24 protein-coding genes and 1 pseudogene are annotated in these 22,373 nt (G+C 68.1%); 13 read left to right on the top strand and 12 right to left on the bottom strand.

Annotation, left to right across the window (positions count from 1 at the left end; genetic code table 11):
* Positions 1–15: 15 nt before the first annotated feature.
* The 6 genes from ltnD (at position 16) to denD (ending at position 6,162) form a co-directional block, all read left to right on the top strand.
* A complete protein-coding gene (ltnD, locus tag WS95_RS09270) occupies positions 16–906 on the top strand; it encodes an L-threonate dehydrogenase (protein WP_059823416.1) in 891 nt (296 codons plus the stop codon).
* 19 nt (positions 907–925) lie between these two features.
* Positions 926–2,227 (top strand): 3-oxo-tetronate kinase, encoded by a 1,302-nt coding sequence (gene otnK, locus WS95_RS09275; protein ID WP_059823418.1) that lies wholly within the window; start codon positions 926–928, stop codon positions 2,225–2,227.
* Positions 2,224–2,862, top strand: coding sequence for a 3-oxo-tetronate 4-phosphate decarboxylase (gene otnC / locus WS95_RS09280; protein WP_059781143.1), 639 nt, complete (start codon positions 2,224–2,226; stop codon positions 2,860–2,862). Before otnK ends, otnC begins: the two co-directional genes overlap by 4 nt.
* Before the next feature lie 121 nt (positions 2,863–2,983).
* Positions 2,984–4,309 carry an MFS transporter gene (locus tag WS95_RS09285; protein WP_059823420.1) on the top strand — a complete coding sequence of 442 codons (1,326 nt, stop codon included), beginning with the start codon at positions 2,984–2,986 and terminating at the stop codon, positions 4,307–4,309.
* Positions 4,310–4,384: 75 nt separating this feature from the next.
* A complete protein-coding gene (otnI, locus tag WS95_RS09290; protein WP_059823421.1) occupies positions 4,385–5,161 on the top strand; it encodes a 2-oxo-tetronate isomerase in 777 nt (258 codons plus the stop codon).
* Between the two features lie 29 nt (positions 5,162–5,190).
* Positions 5,191–6,162 carry a D-erythronate dehydrogenase gene (gene denD / locus WS95_RS09295; protein WP_059781209.1) on the top strand — a complete coding sequence of 324 codons (972 nt, stop codon included), beginning with the start codon at positions 5,191–5,193 and terminating at the stop codon, positions 6,160–6,162.
* A gap of 26 nt (positions 6,163–6,188) precedes the next feature.
* Here denD and WS95_RS09300 read toward each other — a convergent pair whose 3' ends face one another.
* The 3 genes from WS95_RS09300 to WS95_RS09310 form a co-directional block, all read right to left on the bottom strand.
* Positions 6,189–7,277 carry a lysylphosphatidylglycerol synthase domain-containing protein gene (locus tag WS95_RS09300; RefSeq protein ID WP_059823423.1) on the bottom strand — a complete coding sequence of 363 codons (1,089 nt, stop codon included), beginning with the start codon at positions 7,275–7,277 and terminating at the stop codon, positions 6,189–6,191.
* Positions 7,274–8,443, bottom strand: a complete 1,170-nt coding sequence (gene hpnI / locus WS95_RS09305) for a bacteriohopanetetrol glucosamine biosynthesis glycosyltransferase HpnI (protein ID WP_059823425.1) — start codon at positions 8,441–8,443, stop codon at positions 7,274–7,276. Before hpnI ends, WS95_RS09300 begins: the two co-directional genes overlap by 4 nt.
* Positions 8,444–8,505: 62 nt before the next feature.
* Positions 8,506–8,889, bottom strand: coding sequence for a hypothetical protein (locus tag WS95_RS09310; protein ID WP_034204186.1), 384 nt, complete (start codon positions 8,887–8,889; stop codon positions 8,506–8,508).
* Positions 8,890–9,150: 261 nt separating this feature from the next.
* Between WS95_RS09310 and WS95_RS09315 the strand changes: the two genes are divergently transcribed.
* The 3 genes from WS95_RS09315 to WS95_RS09325 all read left to right on the top strand — a co-directional run bounded on the left by WS95_RS09315 (position 9,151) and on the right by WS95_RS09325 (position 11,817).
* Positions 9,151–9,810: a response regulator gene (locus tag WS95_RS09315; protein ID WP_059823427.1), complete on the top strand. Its 660-nt coding sequence runs from the start codon at positions 9,151–9,153 to the stop codon at positions 9,808–9,810.
* Positions 9,807–11,222, top strand: a complete 1,416-nt coding sequence (locus WS95_RS09320) for an ATP-binding protein (RefSeq protein ID WP_059823429.1) — start codon at positions 9,807–9,809, stop codon at positions 11,220–11,222. Before WS95_RS09315 ends, WS95_RS09320 begins: the two co-directional genes overlap by 4 nt.
* 67 nt (positions 11,223–11,289) lie before the next feature.
* Complete coding sequence (locus WS95_RS09325; RefSeq protein ID WP_059781127.1) at positions 11,290–11,817, top strand: cytochrome b; 528 nt, start codon at positions 11,290–11,292, stop codon at positions 11,815–11,817.
* A 177-nt stretch (positions 11,818–11,994) separates the two neighbouring features.
* Here the strand turns inward: WS95_RS09325 and WS95_RS09330 are convergent, their stop codons facing one another.
* Entirely contained in the window at positions 11,995–12,270 is a 276-nt protein-coding gene (locus WS95_RS09330; protein WP_059823567.1) for a DUF4148 domain-containing protein, read from the bottom strand.
* A gap of 71 nt (positions 12,271–12,341) precedes the next feature.
* Positions 12,342–12,686, bottom strand: a complete 345-nt coding sequence (locus WS95_RS09335; RefSeq protein ID WP_059823431.1) for a DUF4148 domain-containing protein — start codon at positions 12,684–12,686, stop codon at positions 12,342–12,344.
* Positions 12,687–12,897: 211 nt separating this feature from the next.
* Here WS95_RS09335 and WS95_RS09340 point away from each other — a divergent pair, with 211 nt between their 5' ends.
* The 3 genes from WS95_RS09340 (at position 12,898) to WS95_RS09350 (ending at position 15,173) form a co-directional block, all read left to right on the top strand.
* On the top strand, positions 12,898–13,587 hold the full coding sequence (locus WS95_RS09340) for an aspartyl/asparaginyl beta-hydroxylase domain-containing protein (protein ID WP_059823432.1): 690 nt from the start codon (positions 12,898–12,900) through the stop codon (positions 13,585–13,587).
* 97 nt (positions 13,588–13,684) lie between these two features.
* Positions 13,685–13,954 carry a MoaD/ThiS family protein gene (locus tag WS95_RS09345; RefSeq protein ID WP_034204180.1) on the top strand — a complete coding sequence of 90 codons (270 nt, stop codon included), beginning with the start codon at positions 13,685–13,687 and terminating at the stop codon, positions 13,952–13,954.
* Between the two features lie 73 nt (positions 13,955–14,027).
* The gene (locus tag WS95_RS09350) at positions 14,028–15,173 is read left to right on the top strand and encodes a WD40/YVTN/BNR-like repeat-containing protein (RefSeq protein ID WP_059823434.1); all 1,146 of its coding nucleotides are present in this window, start codon (positions 14,028–14,030) and stop codon (positions 15,171–15,173) included.
* Here WS95_RS09350 and WS95_RS09355 read toward each other — a convergent pair.
* Positions 15,160–16,104 carry a LysR substrate-binding domain-containing protein gene (locus WS95_RS09355; protein WP_059823436.1) on the bottom strand — a complete coding sequence of 315 codons (945 nt, stop codon included), beginning with the start codon at positions 16,102–16,104 and terminating at the stop codon, positions 15,160–15,162. The genes WS95_RS09350 and WS95_RS09355 overlap by 14 nt on opposite strands.
* Before the next feature lie 138 nt (positions 16,105–16,242).
* Here WS95_RS09355 and WS95_RS09360 point away from each other — a divergent pair, with 138 nt between their 5' ends.
* A complete protein-coding gene (locus tag WS95_RS09360; RefSeq protein WP_059823569.1) occupies positions 16,243–16,668 on the top strand; it encodes a PACE efflux transporter in 426 nt (141 codons plus the stop codon).
* Between the two features lie 47 nt (positions 16,669–16,715).
* Here WS95_RS09360 and WS95_RS09365 read toward each other — a convergent pair whose 3' ends face one another.
* The 6 genes and pseudogenes from WS95_RS09365 to WS95_RS09385 form a co-directional block, all read right to left on the bottom strand.
* A complete protein-coding gene (locus WS95_RS09365) occupies positions 16,716–17,342 on the bottom strand; it encodes a trimeric intracellular cation channel family protein (protein ID WP_059823438.1) in 627 nt (208 codons plus the stop codon).
* On the bottom strand, positions 17,339–17,467 hold the full coding sequence (locus tag WS95_RS35665) for a hypothetical protein (RefSeq protein WP_257139666.1): 129 nt from the start codon (positions 17,465–17,467) through the stop codon (positions 17,339–17,341). The genes WS95_RS09365 and WS95_RS35665 overlap by 4 nt, the downstream gene beginning before the upstream one ends.
* Before the next feature lie 168 nt (positions 17,468–17,635).
* Entirely contained in the window at positions 17,636–18,583 is a 948-nt protein-coding gene (locus WS95_RS09370; protein ID WP_034204176.1) for a choline ABC transporter substrate-binding protein, read from the bottom strand.
* 103 nt (positions 18,584–18,686) lie between these two features.
* Positions 18,687–19,685, bottom strand: coding sequence for a GlxA family transcriptional regulator (locus WS95_RS09375; RefSeq protein WP_034204175.1), 999 nt, complete (start codon positions 19,683–19,685; stop codon positions 18,687–18,689).
* A gap of 106 nt (positions 19,686–19,791) precedes the next feature.
* On the bottom strand, positions 19,792–20,688 hold the full coding sequence (gene choW / locus WS95_RS09380) for a choline ABC transporter permease subunit (RefSeq protein WP_059781119.1): 897 nt from the start codon (positions 20,686–20,688) through the stop codon (positions 19,792–19,794).
* A pseudogene (locus tag WS95_RS09385) lies at positions 20,681–22,173 on the bottom strand (quaternary amine ABC transporter ATP-binding protein); the annotation flags it as partial. The gene choW and the pseudogene WS95_RS09385, both read right to left, overlap by 8 nt.
* Positions 22,174–22,373 lie beyond the last annotated feature (200 nt).

Below are 22,373 nucleotides of genomic sequence, written 5' to 3' on the forward strand. Positions count from 1 at the left end.
CGATCAAGGTTGACCATGTCAAGAAACGTTGGAGTCATCGGCCTCGGCGCGATGGGCCTCGGCGTCGCACGCTCGCTGCTGCGCGCCGGCCTGCGCGTCCATGCATGCGACGTGCGCGACACCGTGCTGCAGGCATTCGCCACCGAAGGCGGCATCGCGTGCGCGACGCCGGCCGAACTCGGTGCGCAGTGCGACGTCGTCGTCACGCTCGTCGTCAACGCCGCGCAGACGGAAACGGTGCTGTTCGGCGAACACGGTGCGGTCGCGGCGATGAAGCCCGGCGGCGTCGTGATCGCGAGCGCGACCGTCGCGCCCGAATTCGCGGTCGCGCTCGGCGCGCGCATCGAGGCGGCCGGCCTGCAGATGCTCGACGCGCCCGTGTCGGGCGGCGCCGCGCGCGCGGCCTCCGGCGAGATGACGATGATGACGTCCGGCCCGGCCGCCGCGTATGCAGGCTGCGAGGACGTGCTCGCGGCGATCGCCGGCAAGGTGTACCGCCTCGGCGACGCGCACGGCATCGGCTCGAAAGTGAAGATCATCAATCAATTGCTGGCCGGCGTGCATATCGCGGCGGCGGCCGAAGCGATGGCGCTCGGCCTGCGCGAAGGCGTCGATGCCGACGCGCTGTACGACGTGATCACGCACAGCGCCGGCAATTCGTGGATGTTCGAGAACCGCGTGCCGCACATCCTGAACGGCGACTACACGCCGCTGTCGGCCGTCGACATCTTCGTGAAGGATCTCGGCCTCGTGCTCGATACCGCGCGCCGCAGCAAATTCCCGCTGCCGCTGTCGGCCACCGCGCACCAGATGTTCATGAGCGCGTCGAGCGCCGGCCACGGCGGCGAGGACGATTCCGCCGTGATCAAGACTTTCCCCGGCATCACGCTGCCGCCCGCCCGCTGATTCGACCGACGTTCCTGCCATGACCGCTTCCGCTTCCCGTCCCCTGCTCGGCTGCATCGCCGACGATTTCACCGGCGCGACCGATCTCGCGAACATGCTAGTCAAGAGCGGCATGCGCACCGTACAGACGATCGGCGTGCCCGCCGACGGCGCGGCCGCCGACACGATCGTCGACGCCGACGCGATCGTCGTCGCGCTGAAGTCGCGCACGATTCCCGCCGCCGACGCCGTCGCGCAATCCCTCGCCGCGTACGAATGGTTGCGCGCGCAAGGGTGCCGCCAGTTCTTCTTCAAATACTGCTCGACGTTCGATTCGACCGCCGCGGGCAACATCGGGCCGGTGGCCGACGCGCTGCTCGATGCGGTCGGCGGCGGCTTCACGATCGCGTGCCCGGCGTTCCCCGAGAACGGCCGCACGATCTATCGCGGCCACCTGTTCGTCGGCGACGTGCTGCTGAACGAATCGGGGATGGAACATCATCCGCTCACGCCGATGAAGGATGCGAACCTCGTACGCGTGCTGCAGCAGCAGACGAAGTCGCCGGTCGGCCTGATCCGCTACGACACGATCGCGCTCGGCGCGGCCGCCGTGCGCGCGCGGATCGACCAGCTGCGCGCGGAAGGGATGCGTTTCGCGATCGCCGACGCGCTGTCGGACCGCGACCTCTACGTCCTCGGCGAAGCGTGCGCGGGCCTGCCGCTCGTCACCGGCGGCTCGGGCATCGCGCTCGGCCTGCCCGCGAATTTCCGCCGCGCGGAGCAACTGCCCGAGCGCGACAACGCGGCGTCGCTGCCGCGCATCGACGGCCTGTCGGCCGTGCTCGCCGGCAGCGCGTCGAAGGCGACCCACGCACAGGTCGCCGCGTGGCGCGCGACGCGACCGGCCTTCCGCATCGATCCGCTCGCGGCCTCGCGCGGCGAGCCGGTCGTCGAGCAGGCGCTCGCGTTTGCGCGCTCGCACCTGCCGCACCCCGTGCTGATTTATGCAACGGCCACGCCCGACGAAGTAAAAGCCGTGCAGCAAGCGCTCGGCGTCGATGCGGCCGGCCATCTCGTCGAAAGCACGCTCGCGGCGATTGCCCGCGGGCTGCGCGAACTCGGCGTGCGCAAGTTCGTCGTCGCCGGCGGCGAGACGTCCGGCGCGGTCGTGCAGGCGCTCGACGTGAAGTCGCTGCAGATCGGCGCGCAAATCGACCCGGGCGTGCCGGCCACGGCCACCATCGACGCGCAGCCGCTCGGCCTCGCGCTGAAATCCGGCAACTTCGGCACGACGGACTTTTTCGACAAGGCGCTGCGCGCGCTGGACGGAGCCGCACGATGAGCGACGAAGCGAAACTGCGCGAAGAGATCTGCGTGGTCGGCGCGAGCCTGTATGCGCGCGGCCATGCGGTCGGCAGCGCCGGCAACATCAGCGCGCGTCTCGCGGACGGCTGGCTGATCACGCCGACCGACGCGTGCCTCGGCCGGCTCGACCCGAACGACATCGCGAAGGTCGGCGCCGACGGCCGGCCCGTATCGGGCGGCAAGCCGTCGAAGACGCTCGCGCTGCATCGCGGCATCTACGCGCGCAACGCGGACGCGCATGGCGTCGTCCACACGCATTCGACGCATCTCGTCGCGTTGACGCTCGCGGGCGTGTGGCGCGACACCGACGTGCTGCCGCCGATCACGCCGTACTACGTGATGAAGGTCGGCCACATCCCGCTGATCCGTTACCGCCGCCCTGGCGACCCCGCCGTCGCGGCCGAAGTCGCGGCGCTGGCCGACCAGGTGCGCGGCGTGCTGCTCGATCGCCTCGGCCCCGTGATGTGGGGGCCGTCGGTGTCGCATGCGTCGTATGCGCTCGAGGAGCTCGAGGAAACGGCGCGGCTGTGGCTGATGACGCAGCCGAAGCCGGAACCGCTGTCCGACGCCGCGCTCGACGAATTGCGCCGCACCTTCGACGCGCGCTGGTGACGCGCCGCGCACCCGATACCGATTCACCTGCCCGCAGTGTGCGCGGGCCCTTCCGTCAGCACACGCATACGAACCGGCAGCCTACGCGCCGCCGGCACACGACGTCCTTGGAGACACGACGATGACTGCTCTCGACGCGGCCGCAAGCCGCTCGCCCGCCGCGGCCGCCCAGTCGGGCGAACTCGACCGCACCTACAGGAAAGTGTTCTGGCGCATCGTGCCGTTCCTGATGCTCTGCTACGTGGTCGCGTATCTCGACCGCGTGAACGTCGGCTTTGCCAAGCTGCAGATGTCGCAGGATCTCGCGTTCAGCGAAACCGTGTTCGGGCTCGGCGCGGGGATTTTCTTCCTGGGCTACTTTCTGTTCGAACTGCCGAGCAACATGCTGATGCACCGCCTCGGCGCGCGCATCTGGATCGCGCGGATCATGATCACGTGGGGCGTGCTGTCCGCGCTGTTCGCGTTCGTGAAGACGCCGACGCAGTTCTACGTGCTGCGCTTCCTGCTCGGCCTCGCGGAAGCCGGCTTCTATCCGGGCGTGATCCTGTACCTCACGTACTGGTTCCCGTCCCATCGCCGCGCGAAGATCATCGCGGTGTTCATGTCGGCGATTCCGGTGTCGGGCATTTTCGGCAACCCGCTGTCGGGCTGGATCATGGAGCGCTTCCACGGCGGCTCGGGCTTCCACGGCTGGCAATGGATGTTCATGATCGAAGCCGTGCCGGCCGTGCTCGTCGGCATCGCGACGATCCTGTATCTCGACAACGGCATCCGCGGCGCGAAGTGGCTCGACGAGCGCGAGAAGCAGCTGCTCGAAGACGAAATCGCCGCGCAGCCGCAGGAACGGCAGAAGCACGGCCATTCGCTGAAGGCCGTGTTCTCGGACCCGCGCATGTGGTGGATGTCGCTGATCTACTTCGCGTTCGTCACCGGCCAGTACGGGCTCACCTTCTGGATGCCGACGCTCGTGAAATCGACCGGCATCACCGATACGCTGCAGATCGGCCTGCTGTCGGCGATTCCGTTCGTCGTCGCCATCGTCGTGATGAACCTGTTCGGCCACAGCGCGGACAAGCGCCGCGAACGCCGCTGGCACCTGATCGTGCCGGCGCTGATGGGCGCGCTCGGGTTTGCGGTCGCCGCGTCGTACTCGCACAATACGGCCGTGTCGATCGTGTTCCTGTCGCTCGCGGCAGGCGGCGTGCTGACCTGCGCCCCGCTGTTCTGGTCGCTGCCGACCGCGTTCCTCGCAGGCTCCGCGGCCGCGGCCGGGATCGCGATCATCAACTCGGTCGGCAACCTCGCCGGTTTCGCGAGCCCGTACGTGATCGGCTACATGAAGGACGTCACGCACAGCACGTCGTCCGGCATGTACGTGCTGGCCGCGATGCTCGTGATCGGCGCGATCGCCGTGTGGCTCACGCCCGCGAAACTCGTGAACCGCTGATCCGTCGCCGGCCGATTCGTCATTCGACGCGGGGCGCACGGCGCCCCGCCCCATTCATTCACAGGACCCGCCGTCATGCCACGCTTCGCCGCCAACCTCTCGATGATGTACACCGAGCATGCGTTTCTCGAACGCTTCGCCGCTGCCGCCCACGACGGCTTCAAGGCCGTCGAGTACCTGTTCCCGTACGACTTCGCCGCCGAGGACATCCGCGCGCGCCTCGACGCGCACGGCCTCGAACAGGCGCTGTTCAACGCGCCGCCGGGCGACTGGGCCGCGGGCGAACGCGGCATCGCGTCGCTGCCGGGCCGCGAGGACGAGTTCCGCCGCGGCATCGACCAGGCGCTCGACTATGCACGCACGATCGGCAACAAGAAGCTGCACGTGATGGCCGGCATGGTGCCGCCGGGCGCCGATCGCGCGCGCCATCGCGACACCTATCTGTCGAACCTGCGGCATGCGGCGCAAGCGGGCGCCGCGCACGGCATCACGATCCTGATCGAGCCGATCAACCCGCGCGACATGCCCGGCTATTTCCTGAATCGCCAGGACGACGCGCAGGCGATCTGCGCGGAAGTCGGCGCGCCGAACCTGAAAGTGCAGTTCGACTGCTATCACTGCCAGATCGTCGAAGGCGATCTCGCGGTGAAACTCGAGCGCGATTTCGCGGGCATCGGCCATATCCAGATCGCGGGCGTGCCGGAACGCCACGAGCCGGACGTCGGCGAACTCAACTACCCGTACCTGTTCGCGCTGATCGACGCGCTCGGCTACGACGGCTGGATCGGCTGCGAATATCGGCCGAAGGCCGGCACGTCCGAAGGCCTCGGCTGGCTCCGGCCGTACCTGTGATTCCCGTATTCCCCGAAAGGATGAAGAACATGAAAGTACTGATCACCGGCGGCGCCGGCTTTCTCGGCCAGCGTCTCGCGCGCAAGCTGCTCGAGCGCGGCGAACTGACCGGCCCCGACGGCCGCGTCGAGACAATCGACGAGCTGGTGCTGCTCGACGTCGTCCAGGGCAGCGATTTCGGCGATGCGCGCGTGACGTCGATCGTCGGCGACATCGCCGATCGCGCGGTGCTCGAACGCGCGATCGACACGCGCACGGGCGCGATCTTCCACCTCGCGGCGATCGTCAGCGGGCAAGCCGAAGCCGATTTCGATCTCGGCATGCGGATCAACCTCGACGCATCGCGCACGCTGCTCGAGGTGTGTCGCGCGCGCGGCCACCGGCCGCGGGTGGTGTTCACGAGCTCCGTCGCGGTGTACGGCGGCGCGCTGCCCGACGTCGTGCAGGACGACACCGCGCTGAACCCGCAATCGTCATACGGCGCCGAGAAGGCGATCGCCGAACTGCTGCTGTGCGACTACGCGCGCCGCGGCTTCGTCGACGGCCGCGTGCTGCGGCTGCCGACCATCAGCGTGCGGCCCGGCCGCCCGAACGCGGCCGCGTCGTCGTTCGCGAGCGGCATCATCCGCGAGCCGCTGAACGGCGAGGAAAGCGTATGCCCGGTGCCCGGCTCGACACGGCTGTGGCTGCTGTCGCCGCGCGGCGCGATCGACGCGCTCGTCGCCGGTTGCGAGATCGATGCCGCGAAGCTCGGCAACAAGCGCGTGATCAATCTGCCGGGGCTGTCGGTGTCGGTCGACGAGATGATCGCGGCGCTGCGCGAAGTCGCGGGCGACGCGGTCGTCAAGCTGATCCGCCATGTGCCCGACGAACGCGTCGAGAAGATCGTCGGCAGTTGGCCGGGCCGCTGGGATACGTCGCGTGCGGAAGCGCTCGGGCTGAAAGGCGACACGTCGTTCGCGGACGTGATCCGCAGCCATCTCGCCGACGAGCGGCGCTGAATCCGGCTGCGTCGCGTCGGGCCGCGTCACTGCGGCCCGGCGGCGTCCCCGGCGGGCAACGGCGCACGTGTCGGTCCACCCGGCCGGGCCGCCGAACCCGCCGCCCACTGCCATGCGATCAGCCCCGGCAGATAGAACAGCAGGTCGCGCACGCGGCGCGCGCCGGCCAACGCGAGACAGGTCGGCGGGTCGAAACCGAGCAGCCCGCCGATCAGCACGAACCCGCCCTCCTGCACCCCCAGGCCGCCCGGCATCAGGAACGCGATGCTGCTCACGAGCTGGATCAGCGCCTCGATCGCCAGTGCCTGCGCAAAGCTCGGATCGGCGCCGAGGAAGACCAGCGCCAGCCAGATTTCCAACGCATAGCCCGCGAACTGCAGCGTCTGCCAGATCCCGAGATAGCGGACGACCACGCCCGTCTTTCTCCAGATCATCCGGATCGACTGGTCGGTGCGTGCCGATTCGCCGACCAGCGCCACCACCTTGCCGCTCGTGACGCGGTTGAGCACGCGCATCGCGCGTTCGAACGGCCGCGCGTGCTGCACCAGCGCGAACAGCAGCAGCACCGGCACCAGCGCGGCCATGCCGATCGCGAGGTTGGCCGCCACCCGCGCCGCATCGGACGACACGCGTTCGAGCACATAGCCGATCGCGACCAGCGCGAAGATCAGCTGGCTGATCAGCGTGAGCTGCATGTCGGCGACGAGGCTGGCCACGGCGGTCGCCGGACGCACGCCCGCCTGCCGCAGCAATCCGAACGACACGATCTCGCCGCCGATGCGCGCGACCGGCAGCAACCCGTTGATCGATTCGCGGATCCACACGAGTTTCAGCATCGTCGGCAACGACGGCCGGCGCGGACCGCGGATCAGCATCCGCCAGTCCCACGCGTTCGCGAGCATCGGCAGGATGTGCGCGAGCGCGGCGACCAGCAGCCCGGCGCCGGCGGCCCGCAGCCGATGCAGAATGTCTTGCGGATGCTCGCGCCAGACGAGCCACACCGCGAGCGCCAGCCCGACGAGCGCGATCGCGCGCCCCGCATGGCGAAGCCGTGCGTCGCCGCGCAGGGCGACCCGGCCGGGCGCCGCGGCGTCGAGGTTCGGCTCCGTCGTCATGACTCACCCGCCGGCGACAGCAGGCCTTGCCGGTCGACGCGAAAGCGCGTGCCGCGCCACACGACATGCGACGAGAAGAAGCTCGATACGAAGATCACGAACTGCAGGAGATCGACGAACGGCAGCCAGAATGCGCGGCGCAGGCCGGCGCCGGTCGCGCGGCTCGTTCTCAGCATCAACCAGGCGCGCGACGCCAGCGCCGCAACCGCGAGCGCACACGCGGCGGCCGTGCCGCCGGAGCACAGCACCGCCAGCAGCGCCAGCGGCACCGGATGCATCAGTACCGATCCGAGATGACCGAGCCGGTCCGCCGCGCGGATCGTGCAGCTCCAACGCAATTCGTGTGCGTACAACCGCGCGAACGTCTCTTCGACACACGCATGCCCGACGACGAACGGCGGAATGACGACCTGCGCGCCCGCTTGCCGCACGGCTTCGCCGAGTGCGTGATCTTCCGCCAGATGATGGGCAAAGCGCGTCAGCCCGCCGATGCGTTCGAGCGTCGCGCGCGTGATGGCGATCGTCTGGCCGAAGCAGGGCCGCGCGCGCCCGATGAAGAGCCCGGTGATCACGCCCGGCAGGAAATGGTAGTTCGTCATCGCTGCGGCGACCCCCGGCCAGAATCCCGGCGCTGCGACGCCGCGATACACGCTCGTCACGATGCCGACATCCGGCTGCTGTAGCGCACCGACGACGGCGCGCAGATAATCGCGCTCGACCACCACGTCGCTGTCGGCGAGACAGAGCACCGAATGCTCCGCGTGTTCGAGCATGTTCACGAGATTGGCGATCTTGCGGTTCGGCCCGTACAGCCGCGCATCGGCGACGACCTTGACGTTCGCGCCCGGATACCGCGCGCGCAACGTCTTGACCGCCGCGAGTGCCGCGTCGCCCGCATCGTGCACGCCGAACAGGTGCTGCACCGGCCCCGGATAATCCTGCACGAAGTAGCTTTCGAGATGCTGTACGAGATCCCATTCGTCGCCGTGCAGCGGCTGCGCGACGGTGACGCCCGGATACGTGCGCGGCGGCGCCATCGCCCGGGAAAAGAACCGGCCGACCAGCACGCCCGCCGTGAGCGTGTACGCGACGCCCAGCACCACGCCGAGCCCGCAGACGATCGACATCGCGCCGGCCAGCGCGCGCAGCACATGCAACACAACCATGCTTTCCCCCGGTGATGACCCGTACGACCGCAGTGGCAGCGAACGGCGGCGCACACGCGGGCTCACCCATGCACGCCGCCGTACCGGTTCCCGTTGAGCCGGATATGAAGAACGACCAGCCGACGGTACGCGCAATCGGATGACACGACTACCGTGCGGCGATCGATTCCGGTCACACGCACGCAACCGCACGCCAGCGCAGCCTTGAACGCCGCGTCGGCAAGCTTACGGGCCGACAGGATCGCGGCGGCGACGGCAACGACGGTCCAGACGCGGAACGTCATCGTGGTGAAAAATGCTTCGGGTACGCGCCATGCAAGCAACGAAACCAGCACGAAGCATTGAATGAACATGGCGGCGAGTGCGGCGATCAGCAGGTGGGCGCGCCAGCGCTCGATCGTCGAGGATGCCATCAGGATCGAACCTCCCGTACGGGCGACGCGCATCGAACGGATATCGATCGAAAGGGGCGCGGGTTGGCGCCCGGGTGCGGGCGGCTCGCGCCGGACGCGCCCGAGCGATTCGGGATCGGGGGAAGCGGAACGCCGCCCCGGAAATGTCGTCGCCGATGGTAACGGGATTGCCGGCGCCAAACCTTAAGCGTTCTTCAGAATCGGCCGACATTTGCGGCAGCGCAATTACAATCCGTTTCACGGTGCGCAGAGTCATGCTCGTACAATCGCAGACGCCTGCACCCCGAATCGACCATGCGACTCCTCCTTGTTGAAGACGACGACCTGATCGGCAGCGGCCTGGAGACCAGCCTGAGCCAGGCCGGCTTTCACGTCGACTGGTTGCGCGACGGTCATGCGGCCGCAGCCGCGCTCGCGACGACGCGCTTCGCACTCGTCGTACTCGATCTCGGGCTGCCCGGCAAATCGGGCACGGAACTGCTGCGCGCGCTGCGCGATGCCGGCGATACGGTCCCCGTGCTGGTGCTGACCGCACGCGGCACCGTGGCGGACCGTGTGCGCGGCCTCGACGACGGCGCGGACGACTATCTCGCGAAACCGTTCGAATTGTCCGAAGTGCTCGCCCGCTGCCGCGCGCTCGTGCGGCGCTCGCAGGGCCGTGCCGGCGATGAGATCGTCTGGCGCGACATCACGATCGACCTGACCGCGCATACCGTGACGCGCCATGCGGCGCGCATTGCGCTCACGTCGCGCGAGTGGGCGATCCTCGTTCAGCTCGTCACGCATCCGGGCATCCCGCAGTCGCGCGCGCGTCTCGAGGACGGCCTGTACGGCTGGCAGGAAGGCATCGAAAGCAATGCAATCGAGGTCCATGTGTCGAACCTGCGCAAGAAGCTCGGCTCGGAATTGATCCGTACCGTCCGCGGTATCGGCTACGTGGTCGAACTCCCATGATCGCCGGCTCGATACGACGCCGCGTGTCGCTGATGGCGATCGGTTGCGTGACCGTCGTCTGGCTCGTCGCCGTGTTCGGCAGCTTCCGGCACGCGACGCGCGAGATCGGCGAATGGCAAGATGCGCGCCTCGTCGAATACGCGTCGCTGCTCGTCGATCTGTCGGCGGCCGACCTCGGCCGTCTCGCGCGCTTCCCGCCCGACGCCCGCGTCGAACTGGCCCGCGGCGATGCGAAGTCCGGCCCCGATGCCGACGGCGATCGCGTGCCGCGCGACGTGCTGTTCGAGGTGCGCGACGCACAGGGCAACGTCGTCGCGTCGAGCCTGCCGGCCGACGCCACCGGTTTGCCGGACGCGCCCGGCGCGTCCGGCAAACCGGAAACGATCGTCATTCGCGACGTGCGATGGCGCACGCACGCGCTGCGCGCGCCCGCGTCGGGGCGCCGGGTGCGCGTGATGGAGATGTCGAATACGCGCAGCGATCTGGCCACCGGCATCGCACGCGGCATCGTCCAGCCGCTCGTCATCGCACTGCCGCTGCTGGCGCTGCTGCTGTGGGTGACGATCGGGCGCAGTCTCGCCCCGCTGAAGACGCTGTCCACGCTGATCGGCGCACGCGATGCCCGATCGCTCGAACCGCTCGGCATCGCGACCGTGCCGGACGAAGTCCGCACGCTGGTCGACTCGATCGATCGCCTGCTCGCGAGGCTGCGGCAATCGATCGTCCGGGAGCGCGCGTTCACGTCCGACGCCGCGCACGAACTGAAGACGCCGCTCGCCGCGATCAAGGTGCAGGCCCAGGTGGCCATCGCGACCGACGATCCCGCGCGCAAGCAACTGGCGATGCAGCGCGTCGTGCAGGGCGTCGACCGCAGTGCGCGGCTCGCCGAACAATTGCTGCTGCTCGCACGGCTCGACGAGTACGAACGCATTCCGGCGCGTGCCCTCGTCGTGCGCGAACTCGTCGATGCCGCTGTCGACCGCCATCTGTCGAAAGCCGCGGACAAGGCCATCGACATCGTGTGTGGCGACCTGTCTGCACGGATGATCGACGCCGATCCGATCCTGATCGGCATCCTGCTCGACAATCTCGTCGACAACGCGATCAAGTACGGCCGCCCTGGCGGACGCATCGAACTCGGCGTACACGACGACGGCCCGCAGCAATGCATCGTCGTGCGCGACGACGGGCCGGGCGTCGCGCCCGGCGAGCGCGAACGGCTCGGCGACCGGTTCTATCGCGGCAGCGGCACGCCGTCGCCCGGCAGCGGGCTCGGACTGTCGATCGTGATCCGCATCGCGCAATACTTCGGCGGCACCGTCCGGTTCGAATCCGGCATCGGCGGCCACGGCCTCGGCGTGGCGATCACGCTGCCGTCGGCGGATGCAGGCCGACCGGCGCCGCGCGCTTAACGTTTCGTTAAGGATTCGGCCGTAGAATCCGCCGCACGCTGCCCCGCCATGCCCGTCAGGAGCCTTCATGTCCACACCCACTCGTTACGACGCCGTTGCCCGCCTTCTTCACTGGTTGATCGTGGCGCTGGTCGTCGCGCAATACGCGATCGGCTGGACGATGCCCGACGTACATCGCGACACGCAGCCGGTCGGCCTGATCGCCGCGCACCTGATCGTCGGCACGGCGCTGCTCGCGGCGATGGCATGCCGCGTGCTGTGGCGTGCGACGCATCGCCCGCCTGCCAGCGAGCTGTCGCCCGCGATGCGCGCGCTGTCCGGCATCACGCACGGCGCACTCTACCTGCTGCTGATCGTCGTGCCGCTGCTCGGCTGGATCAACGCGTCGTCACGCGCGTGGGCCGTGACGCTCGTCGGCATCATTCCGTTGCCGGCGCTGTCGGCGGCCGGCTCGGGGTTCGGTCACGCGATGGGCGACGTGCACGGCATTCTCGCGTGGGTCCTGTTCGCCGGCATCTGCGTGCACGTGGCGGCCGCGCTGATGCACCGCTTCGTGCTGCGCGACCAGGTCGTGCAGCGCATGATGCCGTGGTGATCGATCGCGCCGTCGGTCGGAACCGGTTGACGAGTTGATCGCGACGCCGCGCGAAGCGGCGCGCCACGACCGGCGTCTCAGCCGGCGCCCTTCGGGCACGTCGCGCGGCGCGAAGCGCGTGCGATTTGCCGTCCCGCGAACACGGCGGCCAGCCGTGACACACGATCATGTCGACACCTAGTCGCCGGTTTGCGCCGGCATACCGGCGTCCGGTGCGTGCGCAACCGACGCCGCCATGCGCGCCCGTTCCTGCTCGGCGAGCTTCGCTTCCGCAGCCTGGATGTCGGCCGGATACTCGCCGTCGTCGCCCTTCGCCGGGTCGTACCCGGCCGCTTCCAGACGCATCAACTCCTCGCGAACCTGCGCACGCGTGAGCGGCGCGGCCGCTTGTGCGAATGCTGCCTGACCGGCGATTGAGCCAACCATAGTCAGGACTGCGATATAAGTTTTCATCATGAACTCCTTCAATGTGACGTATCGATCGACCACGGGATACGCGTGACCTGCGGACGCAGGCGGCTGGATCAGCTTCCGAAATAGATCGCGCAGAAGCTCGCGGGGCCGACGCAGGCGGCGGCGCGTTGACGCGGCGACATCGCCGCCGGCTTGCCCGCTTCGGACGACATGGCCGGATCGCCGCCGACTGCCGTGCTGGCCTGCCGCTGCGGCAACTGATCGACCTGCTGCCGGAACAGCGAGCTCACATCCGGATACGACGTATCGGTCACGAAGCGCAGCCCGTTGTTTTCGGCGTCGATCAGTTCCTGCCGGACCTGCTCGCGCGTGAGCGCCTGTGCCGACGCTTGCGTCGCGACACCTGCGAGAGACATCGCCGCCACCGTGGCGGCCACCAGCCAGTGCTTGTTCATGTTCCACTCCTTCGGAAGTCAACGAGACGACGTGCTACACCCGTATGACGACGGAGGAAGCGTGTTTATTCCCGGTCCGTCGGGCCGCCCTCGCCGGACCTTCACCGAACTGTCATTCATTCGTCAGCCGGCGTAACCTGACGTAACGCAGCGCCCGTCGTGCTTCGGGCAGACTGACCACCACTTCATCCGGACCGCTCATCGATCGACCATGTCCGCCGCTTACGACCATGCAGCCGCCCTGCTGCGCAGGCTGTACGACCGCCATATCGACAGCGGCGCGGTGCTCGACACGGCCGCATTCCCGGATGCCGAGCGATTCGTGCGCGCGTGGCCCGCGATCCGCGCGGAGGCGCTCGACGTCGCACGCGACATGCCGCGCATCCCGCGCTTTCACGACATCATGCGCGAGCAGTACGACATCTCGGCCAACGACGCACGCGACTGGCGCATGTTCATCATGCAGGCGTACGGCCAGCCGTTTGCGCGCAACCTGTCGCGCTGCCCGACCGTCGCGTCGCTCGTCGCGGCGTCGCCGGACGTGCTGTCCGCGTCGCTGTCGTTCCTCGCGCCCGGCAAGCACATCCCGCCGCATCGCGGGCCGTTTCGCGGCATCCTGCGCGGGTATCTCGTGCTGTCGATGCCCAGGCGCGCGGACGGCACGCCGGCCGCCGTGCTGAAGGTCGACGGCCGCGAATACCGGCTCGACGAAGGCCGCTTCCTGCTGTGGGACGACACGTTCACGCACGAGGTATGGAACGACAGCGACGCCGTGCGGATCGTGCTGCTGCTCGATATCCGTCGGCGCGGGATGCCGCGCTGGCTCACGTGGCTGTCGAATGCGGTGATCGGCGTCGTGCGGCTCGGGATCCGGATCAGGGGGCGGTCGATTCCGGTCTAGCAGCCGCCCGCACGGCAGCGCCGTTTCCCCTTTCGGCGCCCGCCGGATCGCCTAAACTACAAGCCGTCCCTTCGTGCGGCTCCTGCCAGCTACCGCCATGGCGCATCTCTTCTTCGCCGCATCGATCCAGCGGCATGTCGAAACGCCCGAGCGCGACATCGACGCGCACACGGTCGGCGAAGCATTCGACACCATTTTCAGCGAGCAACCGCGGCTGCGCGGCTACATCGTCGACGATCAGGGCGCGTTGCGAAAGCACCTGTCGGTGTTCATCGACGGCCAGCCGATCCGAGACCGGCAGCGCCTGTCCGACGCGCTCGAGGCCGCCAGCCGCGTATATGTCGTGCAGGCGCTGACCGGCGGATAAAGGGACCGATGCACCGCCGCATTCCCTCATACCAAGCGCCGTCGCGCCAAGGCGGACCATCCGGAGACATCGCATGAACGATCGACTGCTCGTCGCCACCCGCAAGGGCCTGTTCGTCCTGCAACCCGACGGTCATGACGGCTGGACGCTCGGCGAACCGCATTTCATCGGCGAGCCCGTCAGCATGGCGCTCGCCGACCCGCGCGACGGCACGCTGTATGCGGCGCTCAATCTCGGCCATTTCGGCGTGAAGCTGCACCGGCTGCGCGCAGGCGCCACCGACTGGGAGGAATGTGCGGCCCCGGTTTATCCGCCGCAGCCCGCCGACGCGTCGGCCGCCCGCACCGACCCGCACGCGGGCAGCGGCGACGCCGACGACGAGCCGGCGGGGCCGCAGCCGCCGTGGACCCTTCAGCAGATCTGGTCGCTCGAAGCCGGCGGCACCGACGAGCCCGGCGTACTGTGGGCCGGCACGATTCCCGGCGGCCTGTTCCGCTCCGACGACCACGGCGATTCATGGGTACTCAACCGCGCGCTGTGGGATCGCCCCGAACGCGCCGAATGGGGCGGCGGCGGGTACGACGCGCCGGGCATCCATTCGGTAATGGTCGACCCGCGCGACAGCCGGCACGTCGCCGTCGGCATCTCGTGCGGCGGCGTCTGGCAGACCGTCGACGGCGGCGCGACTTGGCGCGTGACCGCGGAAGGCATGGAAGCCGACTACATGCCGCCCGAGCGACGCGGCGAGCCGAACATGCAGGATCCGCACCGCGTCGTGCAGTGCGCGGCCAATCCGGACGTGCTGTGGACGCAGCATCACTGCGCGATCTTCCGCTCGACCGACGGCGGCGAACACTGGCGCCGCATCGAAGCGCAACCGTCGAGCTTCGGTTTCGCGGTGGCCGTGCATCCGCACGAACCGGATACCGCGTGGTTCGTGCCGGCCGTGAAGGACGCATGCCGGATTCCGGTGAACGGGCGGTTCGTCGTCACGCGCACGCGCGACGGCGGCCGCAGTTTCGAGAGCCTGTCGAACGGGTTGCCGGCCGCGCCCGCGTACGACCTCGTGTACCGGCATGGGCTCGCGGTGGACGATTCCGGCACGCGCCTCGCGATGGCCTCGACGACGGGCGGGTTATGGACGTCCGTCGATGGCGGCGACCATTGGCGACAGGTATCGGCGCATTTGCCGCCGGTGTATTGCGTCAGGTTCGGGTAGCGGCGCGAGACGCGTCGGGCGCCATCCGCGCCACCGCATCGCGCGTCCGTGCGATTTCCGCTTCGAGCCAGTCGAGAAACCGCCTGACCTGCGGCTCGCGCTCGCGCCCCGGCCGGCACAGCGCGACGAAGCGCGCACCGTCGAGCCGCACCGCGGGCTCGATCGGCATCAACGCACCGCGCTCGACATGCTCGGCGGCCAGCACCGAACTGAGCAGCGCGATACCCTGCCCGTGCAGCACGGCCTGCAATGCGTAATGCTCGTCGTCGTAATGGCGAAACACCGCGCGTTCGAGCCACGCCTGCCGGCCCGCCGCGCGACACCACGACGCCCAGTCGACCGACACGGGCAGCGGTGTATCCCACACGGTCTCGATCAGGTCGAGCGGCTCGTCGGTGCGATCCGCATCGAAGCCGGCGGCCGCATACGCGCCGAAATACTCGTCGATCAACGCAATCTCGTGCAGCGCGGGAAACTGGCGCGACGTCGCGCGAATCGCGAGATCGATCCGCGCATCGCGTTCGAGATCGACGAGCGCGTTCCCCGTTTCGACCTTGATGTGCAGGTGCGGATCGACGCGGCGAAACGCACCGAGACGGGGAATCAGCCACATCGCCGCAAAGGCCGGCGTGGTGGTCAGCACGAGCGGGCGCTCGTCGGCCGCATCCGGACGCACGGCGTCGAGCCCGCGGCTCAATGCCAGCAACGCATCGTGACTCGCGCGAAACAGCCGCTCGCCTTCTTCGGTCAACCGCACGCCGCCCGCCCCGCGCTCGAACAGCAGCACGCCGACGCGGCTCTCCAGCGACTTGATCTGGTGCGACACGGCAGCCGGCGTCACGGACAGCTCGTCCGCGGCGGCCTTGAACGTGCCCAGCCGTGCCGACGATTCGAATACACGCAAAGCGGTCAGGGGGATTTTCGAGAACACGGAGCCTCGCGGGCCGGATGCGGCCGGGTTGAATTCGATTCAATCGGGGTGAGATTAGGTGAATTGAAGCGGGTGCGCAACGCGGCTAGCCTTGCGGGACGTCGCGGCATGGCGCCGCCGTCGAACCGGAGGAACCCCGTGCAAGGCCTACCGCGCAGGATCACGCAGGCGGTGCTCTACGAAACGATCGCCATTTCCTGCATTTCGCCCGCGATCGCGGCGATCTTCCAGCAGGACCTCGTCTATTCGGGTGCGCTGTCGGCGACGATGTCGGCGATCGCGATGCTGTGGAACATGATCTTCAACGCGCTGTTCGAACGCTGGGAAGCGTCGCGGCGGCAACCGGCGCGTACGCTCGGGCGGCGGATCCTGCACGCCACCGGATTCGAAGGCGGGCTGATCTTCATCCTCGTGCCGGTCGTGTCGTGGTGGCTCGACATCTCGTGGCTCGATGCGTTCGTCGTCGATATCGGGCTGTTCGCATTCTTCTTCTGCTACGCGTTCGTGTTCCAGTGGGCGTTCGATCGCGTGTTCGACGCGCCGGCGGCGACGAAGGGGTCGTGAACGGGCGCTTGGGTCCTGCTCGCGCTAATCGCGGGCTTGCGCCGGCCCTACGCCCCCGCGGCAATTTTCGGCAACTGCCAGCCGAAGCGCACCGCCGCCATCCGCAGCGCAAAGCACGCGACGCCGCCGAGCACGGCCGCGACGACGGGCGGGCAACCGAGTCGCCGGCACGACACGACGACGACCGCGCCGAGCAACGCCGCGCTCGCATAGATATCCGTGACCAGCACGACCGGTATCCGCGCGAGCAGCAGATCGCGCACGACGCCGCCTCCGCAGCCGGTCACCGCGCCCATCAGCGTCGCAATGAACGGGTGGACGCGGAATTCGAGCGCCTTCACCGCGCCCGCGACCGCGAACAATGCGAGGCCGGCCGCATCGAGCGTCGTCAGCAGCGACGGCGAGAACGACGCGACCCGTGCATGAAACACGAACGCGAACAGTCCGGCGGCGAACGCGAGCGCCGGATAACGCCAGTCGCTCACGGCGCTCGGCGGGCGGGCGCCGATCAGCAGGTCGCGAATCACGCCACCGCCGAGCGCGACGACGAGCGACAGCACCATCACGCCGAACAGATCGAGTCCGGCGCCGATCGCCGCATTGGCGCCTTCGATCGCGAACACCGCCGTGCCCGCGAGATCGGCGGCGAGCACGACTTGTCCGATGCGGTTCATGCGAATGAACGGCCGAAGTAGCGGATCGCCCGGTCGCGGCCTGCGTCGACCGAAGCGGTCGCGCCGTGCGGCCGCGTGCCGGCTGCGTGTAGCCGTCGGGATGCATCGAGCGGGTTGCGGGTCATTGCCGTCTCCTGAGCGCGGATCGAGCAGTCTAGCGCATCGCCCGCCGGCCGTCGGCGCGCGTGCGCGGCACGCAGCAAAAAGCCGACGCAAGCAGGTCGTCCTGCTTGCGTCGGCTCGACATTCGCGTCAGGCTTCGGGCCGCGGCCGCAAAGCCCGACGCGTCACGCTCAATGCACGCCGAGGTAGGCCTTCACCGCCGGCAGGCCCGGCTTGCCGTCGATCGTCGTCACGCCGGCCAGCCACTTGTCGAGCGATTGCGGATTCGCCTTCAGCCATTCGGCGGCGGCCTTGTTCGGATCCTGCTTGTTCATGATCGGCACCATCACGTGGTTCTCGATCGACGTCGTGAACTGCAGGTTCGACACGAACTTCGCGACGTTCGGGCAGCGCTGCGCGTAGTCGGGCGGCGTCGCCGTCAGCACCTTCGCTTCGCCGTAGTTCGGGCCGAACACGTCGTCGCCGCCGGTCAGGTAGTCGATCTTCATCTGCACGTTCATCGGATGCGGTTCCCAGCCGAGGAACACGATCCACTGCTTGTCGCGGATCGCGCGGTTCACCTCGACCAGCATCCCGGCCTCGCTCGACTCGACCAGCTTGAACTTGCCGAGGCCGAACTGGTTGCCGTCGATCATCTTCTTGATCAGCGCGTTGCCGTCGTTGCCCGGCTCGATCCCGTAGATCTTGCCGTTGAGCTTGTCCGCGAATTTCTGGATGTCCGCGAACGACTTCAGGCCGCCCTGATACACGTAGTCGGGCACCGCAAGCGTGTATTTCGCGCCGGTCAGGTTGGGCGTCGCGAGCACCTTGATCGTGCCGGCCTTCGTGAACGGCTGGATGATCGGGTCCATCGTCGGCGACCAGTAGCCGAGGAACACGTCGATCTGCTTGCTCTTGATCCCCGCGAACGTGATCGGCACCGACGCGATCGTCTTCGTCGGGGTGTAGCCGAGCCCCTGCAGCATCGTCGATGCGAGGCCCGTGGTCGCCGCGATGTCGGACCAGCCGACATCGGCGAAGCGCACGTTCTTGCAAACGGGCGGATCGGCCGCATAAACGGCCGACATCGGCGCGGTTATCCCGATCCCGCACACCGCTGCGATCAATAGGCGCTTCATCTTGCTTCTCCTCAAAGTGATGTCGTTTGCTTGAATGCGGGATCGTTTGTTGAAGCCGCGCGCCGCGATCCCGGCGACGTCGCGGACCGATTGATCGCCCCGTTCAGCGCCCCGGCAGCCGGCGCTCGTAGCTCGGCGCATGGCCGAACTGCGCGCGGTATGCCTTGCTGAAATGACACGGCGAATGAAAGCCGCAGACCGTCGTCACGCGCGCGATCGATGCGTCGGTCGTACGCAGCAGGTCGCGTGCGCGTTTCAGGCGCAACGTCAGGTAATAGTGGGTCGGCGATACGTTCAGATACACCTTGAACATGCGCTGCAGATGCCGCTGCGAGAGCCGCACGAGCCGCGCGAGCTCCTCGAGCGACAGCGGCTCCTCGATGTTCGCCTCCATCAGCCGCACGACCTCGATCAGCTCCGCGCGCGAGAAACCGACCCGCGCGTCGACCGGAATCGGCTGCGTATCGGTCGAACTGCGGATGCGCTCCAGGATGAACTGCTCGGATACCTGCGCGGCCAACTGCTGGCCGAACCGCATGCCGACGAGGTTCAGCATCAGATCGAGCGGCGCGGTGCCGCCGGTGCAGGTCAGCCGGTCGCGATCGACGACGAACAATTCGTCGGCGAATCCGACCTGCGGAAATTCGGAATGCAGCGCGGACAGGTTCTCCCAGTGCACGGTGCAACGATAGCCGTCGAGCAGCCCGCTCGCCATCAGCGCGTAGGCGCCGGTGCAGATGCCGCCGAGCGGCAGCCCGCGTGCGGCAAGCGCCGCGAGCGTATCGCGCGCGCGCTCGTCGACCATGTCGCGGATGCGGATGCCGCCGCACACGATCATCACGTCGGGCAGGTCGTCGTAGTCGAGCGCCTGCGTGGGCCGCACCGCGATGCCGTTGCTGGCATGCGCGGGCGCGCCGTCGAGCGAGTAGATCGACCACTTGTAGTGTTCCGCCCGCCCGACGTAGTTCGCCATCCGAAGCACTTCGACCGCGCTCGAGAACGCGATCATCGAGAAGTTCGGCAGCGTCAGGAAGCCGAAATGGGCGAGGGACGAAACCGGTGAAACGCAGGCGGCGGGCGCGACAGCGACGGCGGACGTCACATCGGTCTCCTGGCGAGGAGGTTGCAGGGAGCCAGCCCCGCGGCGCGAGCCGCGGGAGCCGTGTTCGACGAGGGGGAGCGGCCGGCGCGTGCCCGGCCGCCGGAGATCATGCCTGCGCGGGCTCGGCCTTCACGCGAAAGAGCTGCTTGAGGCCCGAGAACAGCGGCGCCTTCACGGTGCCCGGCGCGCGGCCGAAGCTCTCGGTGATGCGGTCGAGAATGATCGCGAGCAGCACGACCGACAGACCGCTTTCGAAACCGAGGCCGATGTCGAGACGCTGGATACTCGCGAGCACGTCGTTGCCGAGGCCGCCCGCGCCGACCATCGACGCGATGATCACCATCGACAGCGCCATCATGATCGTCTGGTTCACGCCCTGCATGATCGACGGCAGCGCGTTCGGGAACTGCACCTTGTACAGCAGTTGCCACGGCGTGCAGCCGAACGCCTGGCCGGCTTCGACGATCTCGCGGTTCACGTGGCGGATGCCGAGGCTCGTGAGACGCACCGCGGGCGGCATCGCGAAGATCACCGTCGACAGGATCCCCGGCACGCGGCCGAGACCGAACAGCATCGCGGCCGGAATCAGGTAGACGAACGCGGGCATCGTCTGCATCAGGTCGAGAATCGGGCGCACGATCGCGGCGACCCACTTGCTCTTCGCGGCCCAGATGCCGAGCGGGATGCCGAGCACGAGGCTGATGATCGTCGACGACAGCGTGAGGCCGAGCGTGATGACCGTCTGATCCCAGAAGCCGGTCGCGAAGATCAGCAGCAGCGACGCGGTGGTGAACAGCGCGAAACGCCAGCCCACCCGCCACAGCCCGACGCCGATGAAGATCGCCATCATCAGCCACATCGGGATCGCCTGCAGGCCATGCTCGACGAATGCCGCGAGCCCTTCGATCGCCCGACCGATCGCGTCGAACGTCTTCGCGTCGTGGTCGAGCAGGTAGTGAACGGACTGGTCGACCCAGGTACCGAGCGGAATCATTTCAGACATGGGAACCTCGCGAACGCGTGATGGCCTTCAGGATGAGCGCACGATCGACCGAGCCGCAGTAACAGCCGTCGTCGTCGACGACGGGCAGTGCATTCGGGCTCGCGACCACGCGCGCGACGACGTGTTCGAGCGACGCATCGCGCCGGATGCTTTCGATCGGCCGCACGGACGGCGTGTCCTGACCGAGCGCCTCGCGCGTGACGAAACCGCGAATCTTGCGTTCGGCATCGAGCACGAACGCGTAGTCGGCGCTGCCGTTCAGCGACGCGGCGACGTTCGCGGCATCGCACTTCGACATGGTAGGCACGGCGCCCGTCTGCATCAGGTCGCCCGCGGTGAGGTAGCGGCTGGTGTCGATGCCGTCGAAGAACGCGCGCACGTAATCGTCGGCCGGGTTCGCGATGATGTCCTGCGGCGTGCCGACCTGCACGAGGCGGCCGCCTTCCATGATCGCGATGCGGTTGCCGATGCGCAGCGCTTCCTCGAGATCGTGCGACACGAACATGATCGTGCGGCGCTGGTCCTTCTGCAGTTGCAGCAAGACGTCCTGCATTTCGCGGCGCTTGAGCGGATCGAGCGCGGAGAACGCCTCGTCCATGATCATCAGCGACGGGTTCACGGCCAGCGCGCGGGCAAGGCCGACGCGCTGCTGCATCCCGCCCGACAGCTCGGACGGCAGCTTGTGCGAAAAAGGTGCGAGGCCGACCTGCTCGAGCACTTCCATCGCACGGCGCTCGCGCTCCTTCTTGCCCATGCCCGCGACTTCCAGCCCGAACGCGGCATTCGACACCACGGTGCGATGCGGCATCAGCGCGAACGACTGGAACACCATGCTCATGTCCTTGCGGCGCAGCGCGGTCAGCGCCGAGCGGCGCGCCGACGCGACGTCGAGCCCGTCGATCAGCACCTTGCCGGCGCTCGGATCGACCAGCCGGTTCACGAGGCGGATCAGCGTGGACTTGCCGGAACCGGACAGGCCCATCAGCACGAAAATTTCGCCTTCCTGCACATCGAAGGAGACGTTGTGCACGCCGACGACCTGACCGGTGCGCTTGAGCACATCGTCCTTCGTCGCGCCGGCGGCGAGCATGTCGAGCGCCTGCTGCGGATTACTTCCAAACACCTTGCACAGACCTTCGACCACAACCTTGGGGGCATCCATCGAAACCTTCTCCTCGTGTAGCGGGGACTCGCGCTTGTCATAGCGTGCCTACATAGTTGCCAGAAAAAACCCCGGCCTGCCGACGAATTACGACAAACGCTTGCGCAAATACGACACGGCCGGCAGCCCCGTCCGGCGGGCCGCGCCGCCGATTGCGGCGGCGCAATACGCGCACGGCCTGCTGCGACGGGCATCGCCCTTCGGACTTGTGCGCAGCAGCGCGGCGAACGGCACATGGGATTTTGCGCCAGGCCGCATCCGGCACGCGTCGCTTTCCGACAAGTTGACGTCCGTTCCGACGCGCCTCTACTCAGACGAAAACACCCACCGCATGCGCCGATAAAAAGCATGACCGTGCAAAAAGCCGTTTGGCGACACCGAACGGCGCACGCCGCGATACCGCGCCAACCGCGGAAATCCGGGCAGGCACGCTGTGATACATTCGCCGCAAACACGCCGATCGCGACGTTGCCGCGGGCCTTCCGCACGAGGGCGCCAGCCGCATGGCGCGCGCATGCCGGTT

Origin of the sequence: Burkholderia sp. MSMB1826 (genome assembly GCF_001526325.1) — a bacterium.
Taxonomy (GTDB): Bacteria; Pseudomonadota; Gammaproteobacteria; order Burkholderiales; family Burkholderiaceae; genus Burkholderia.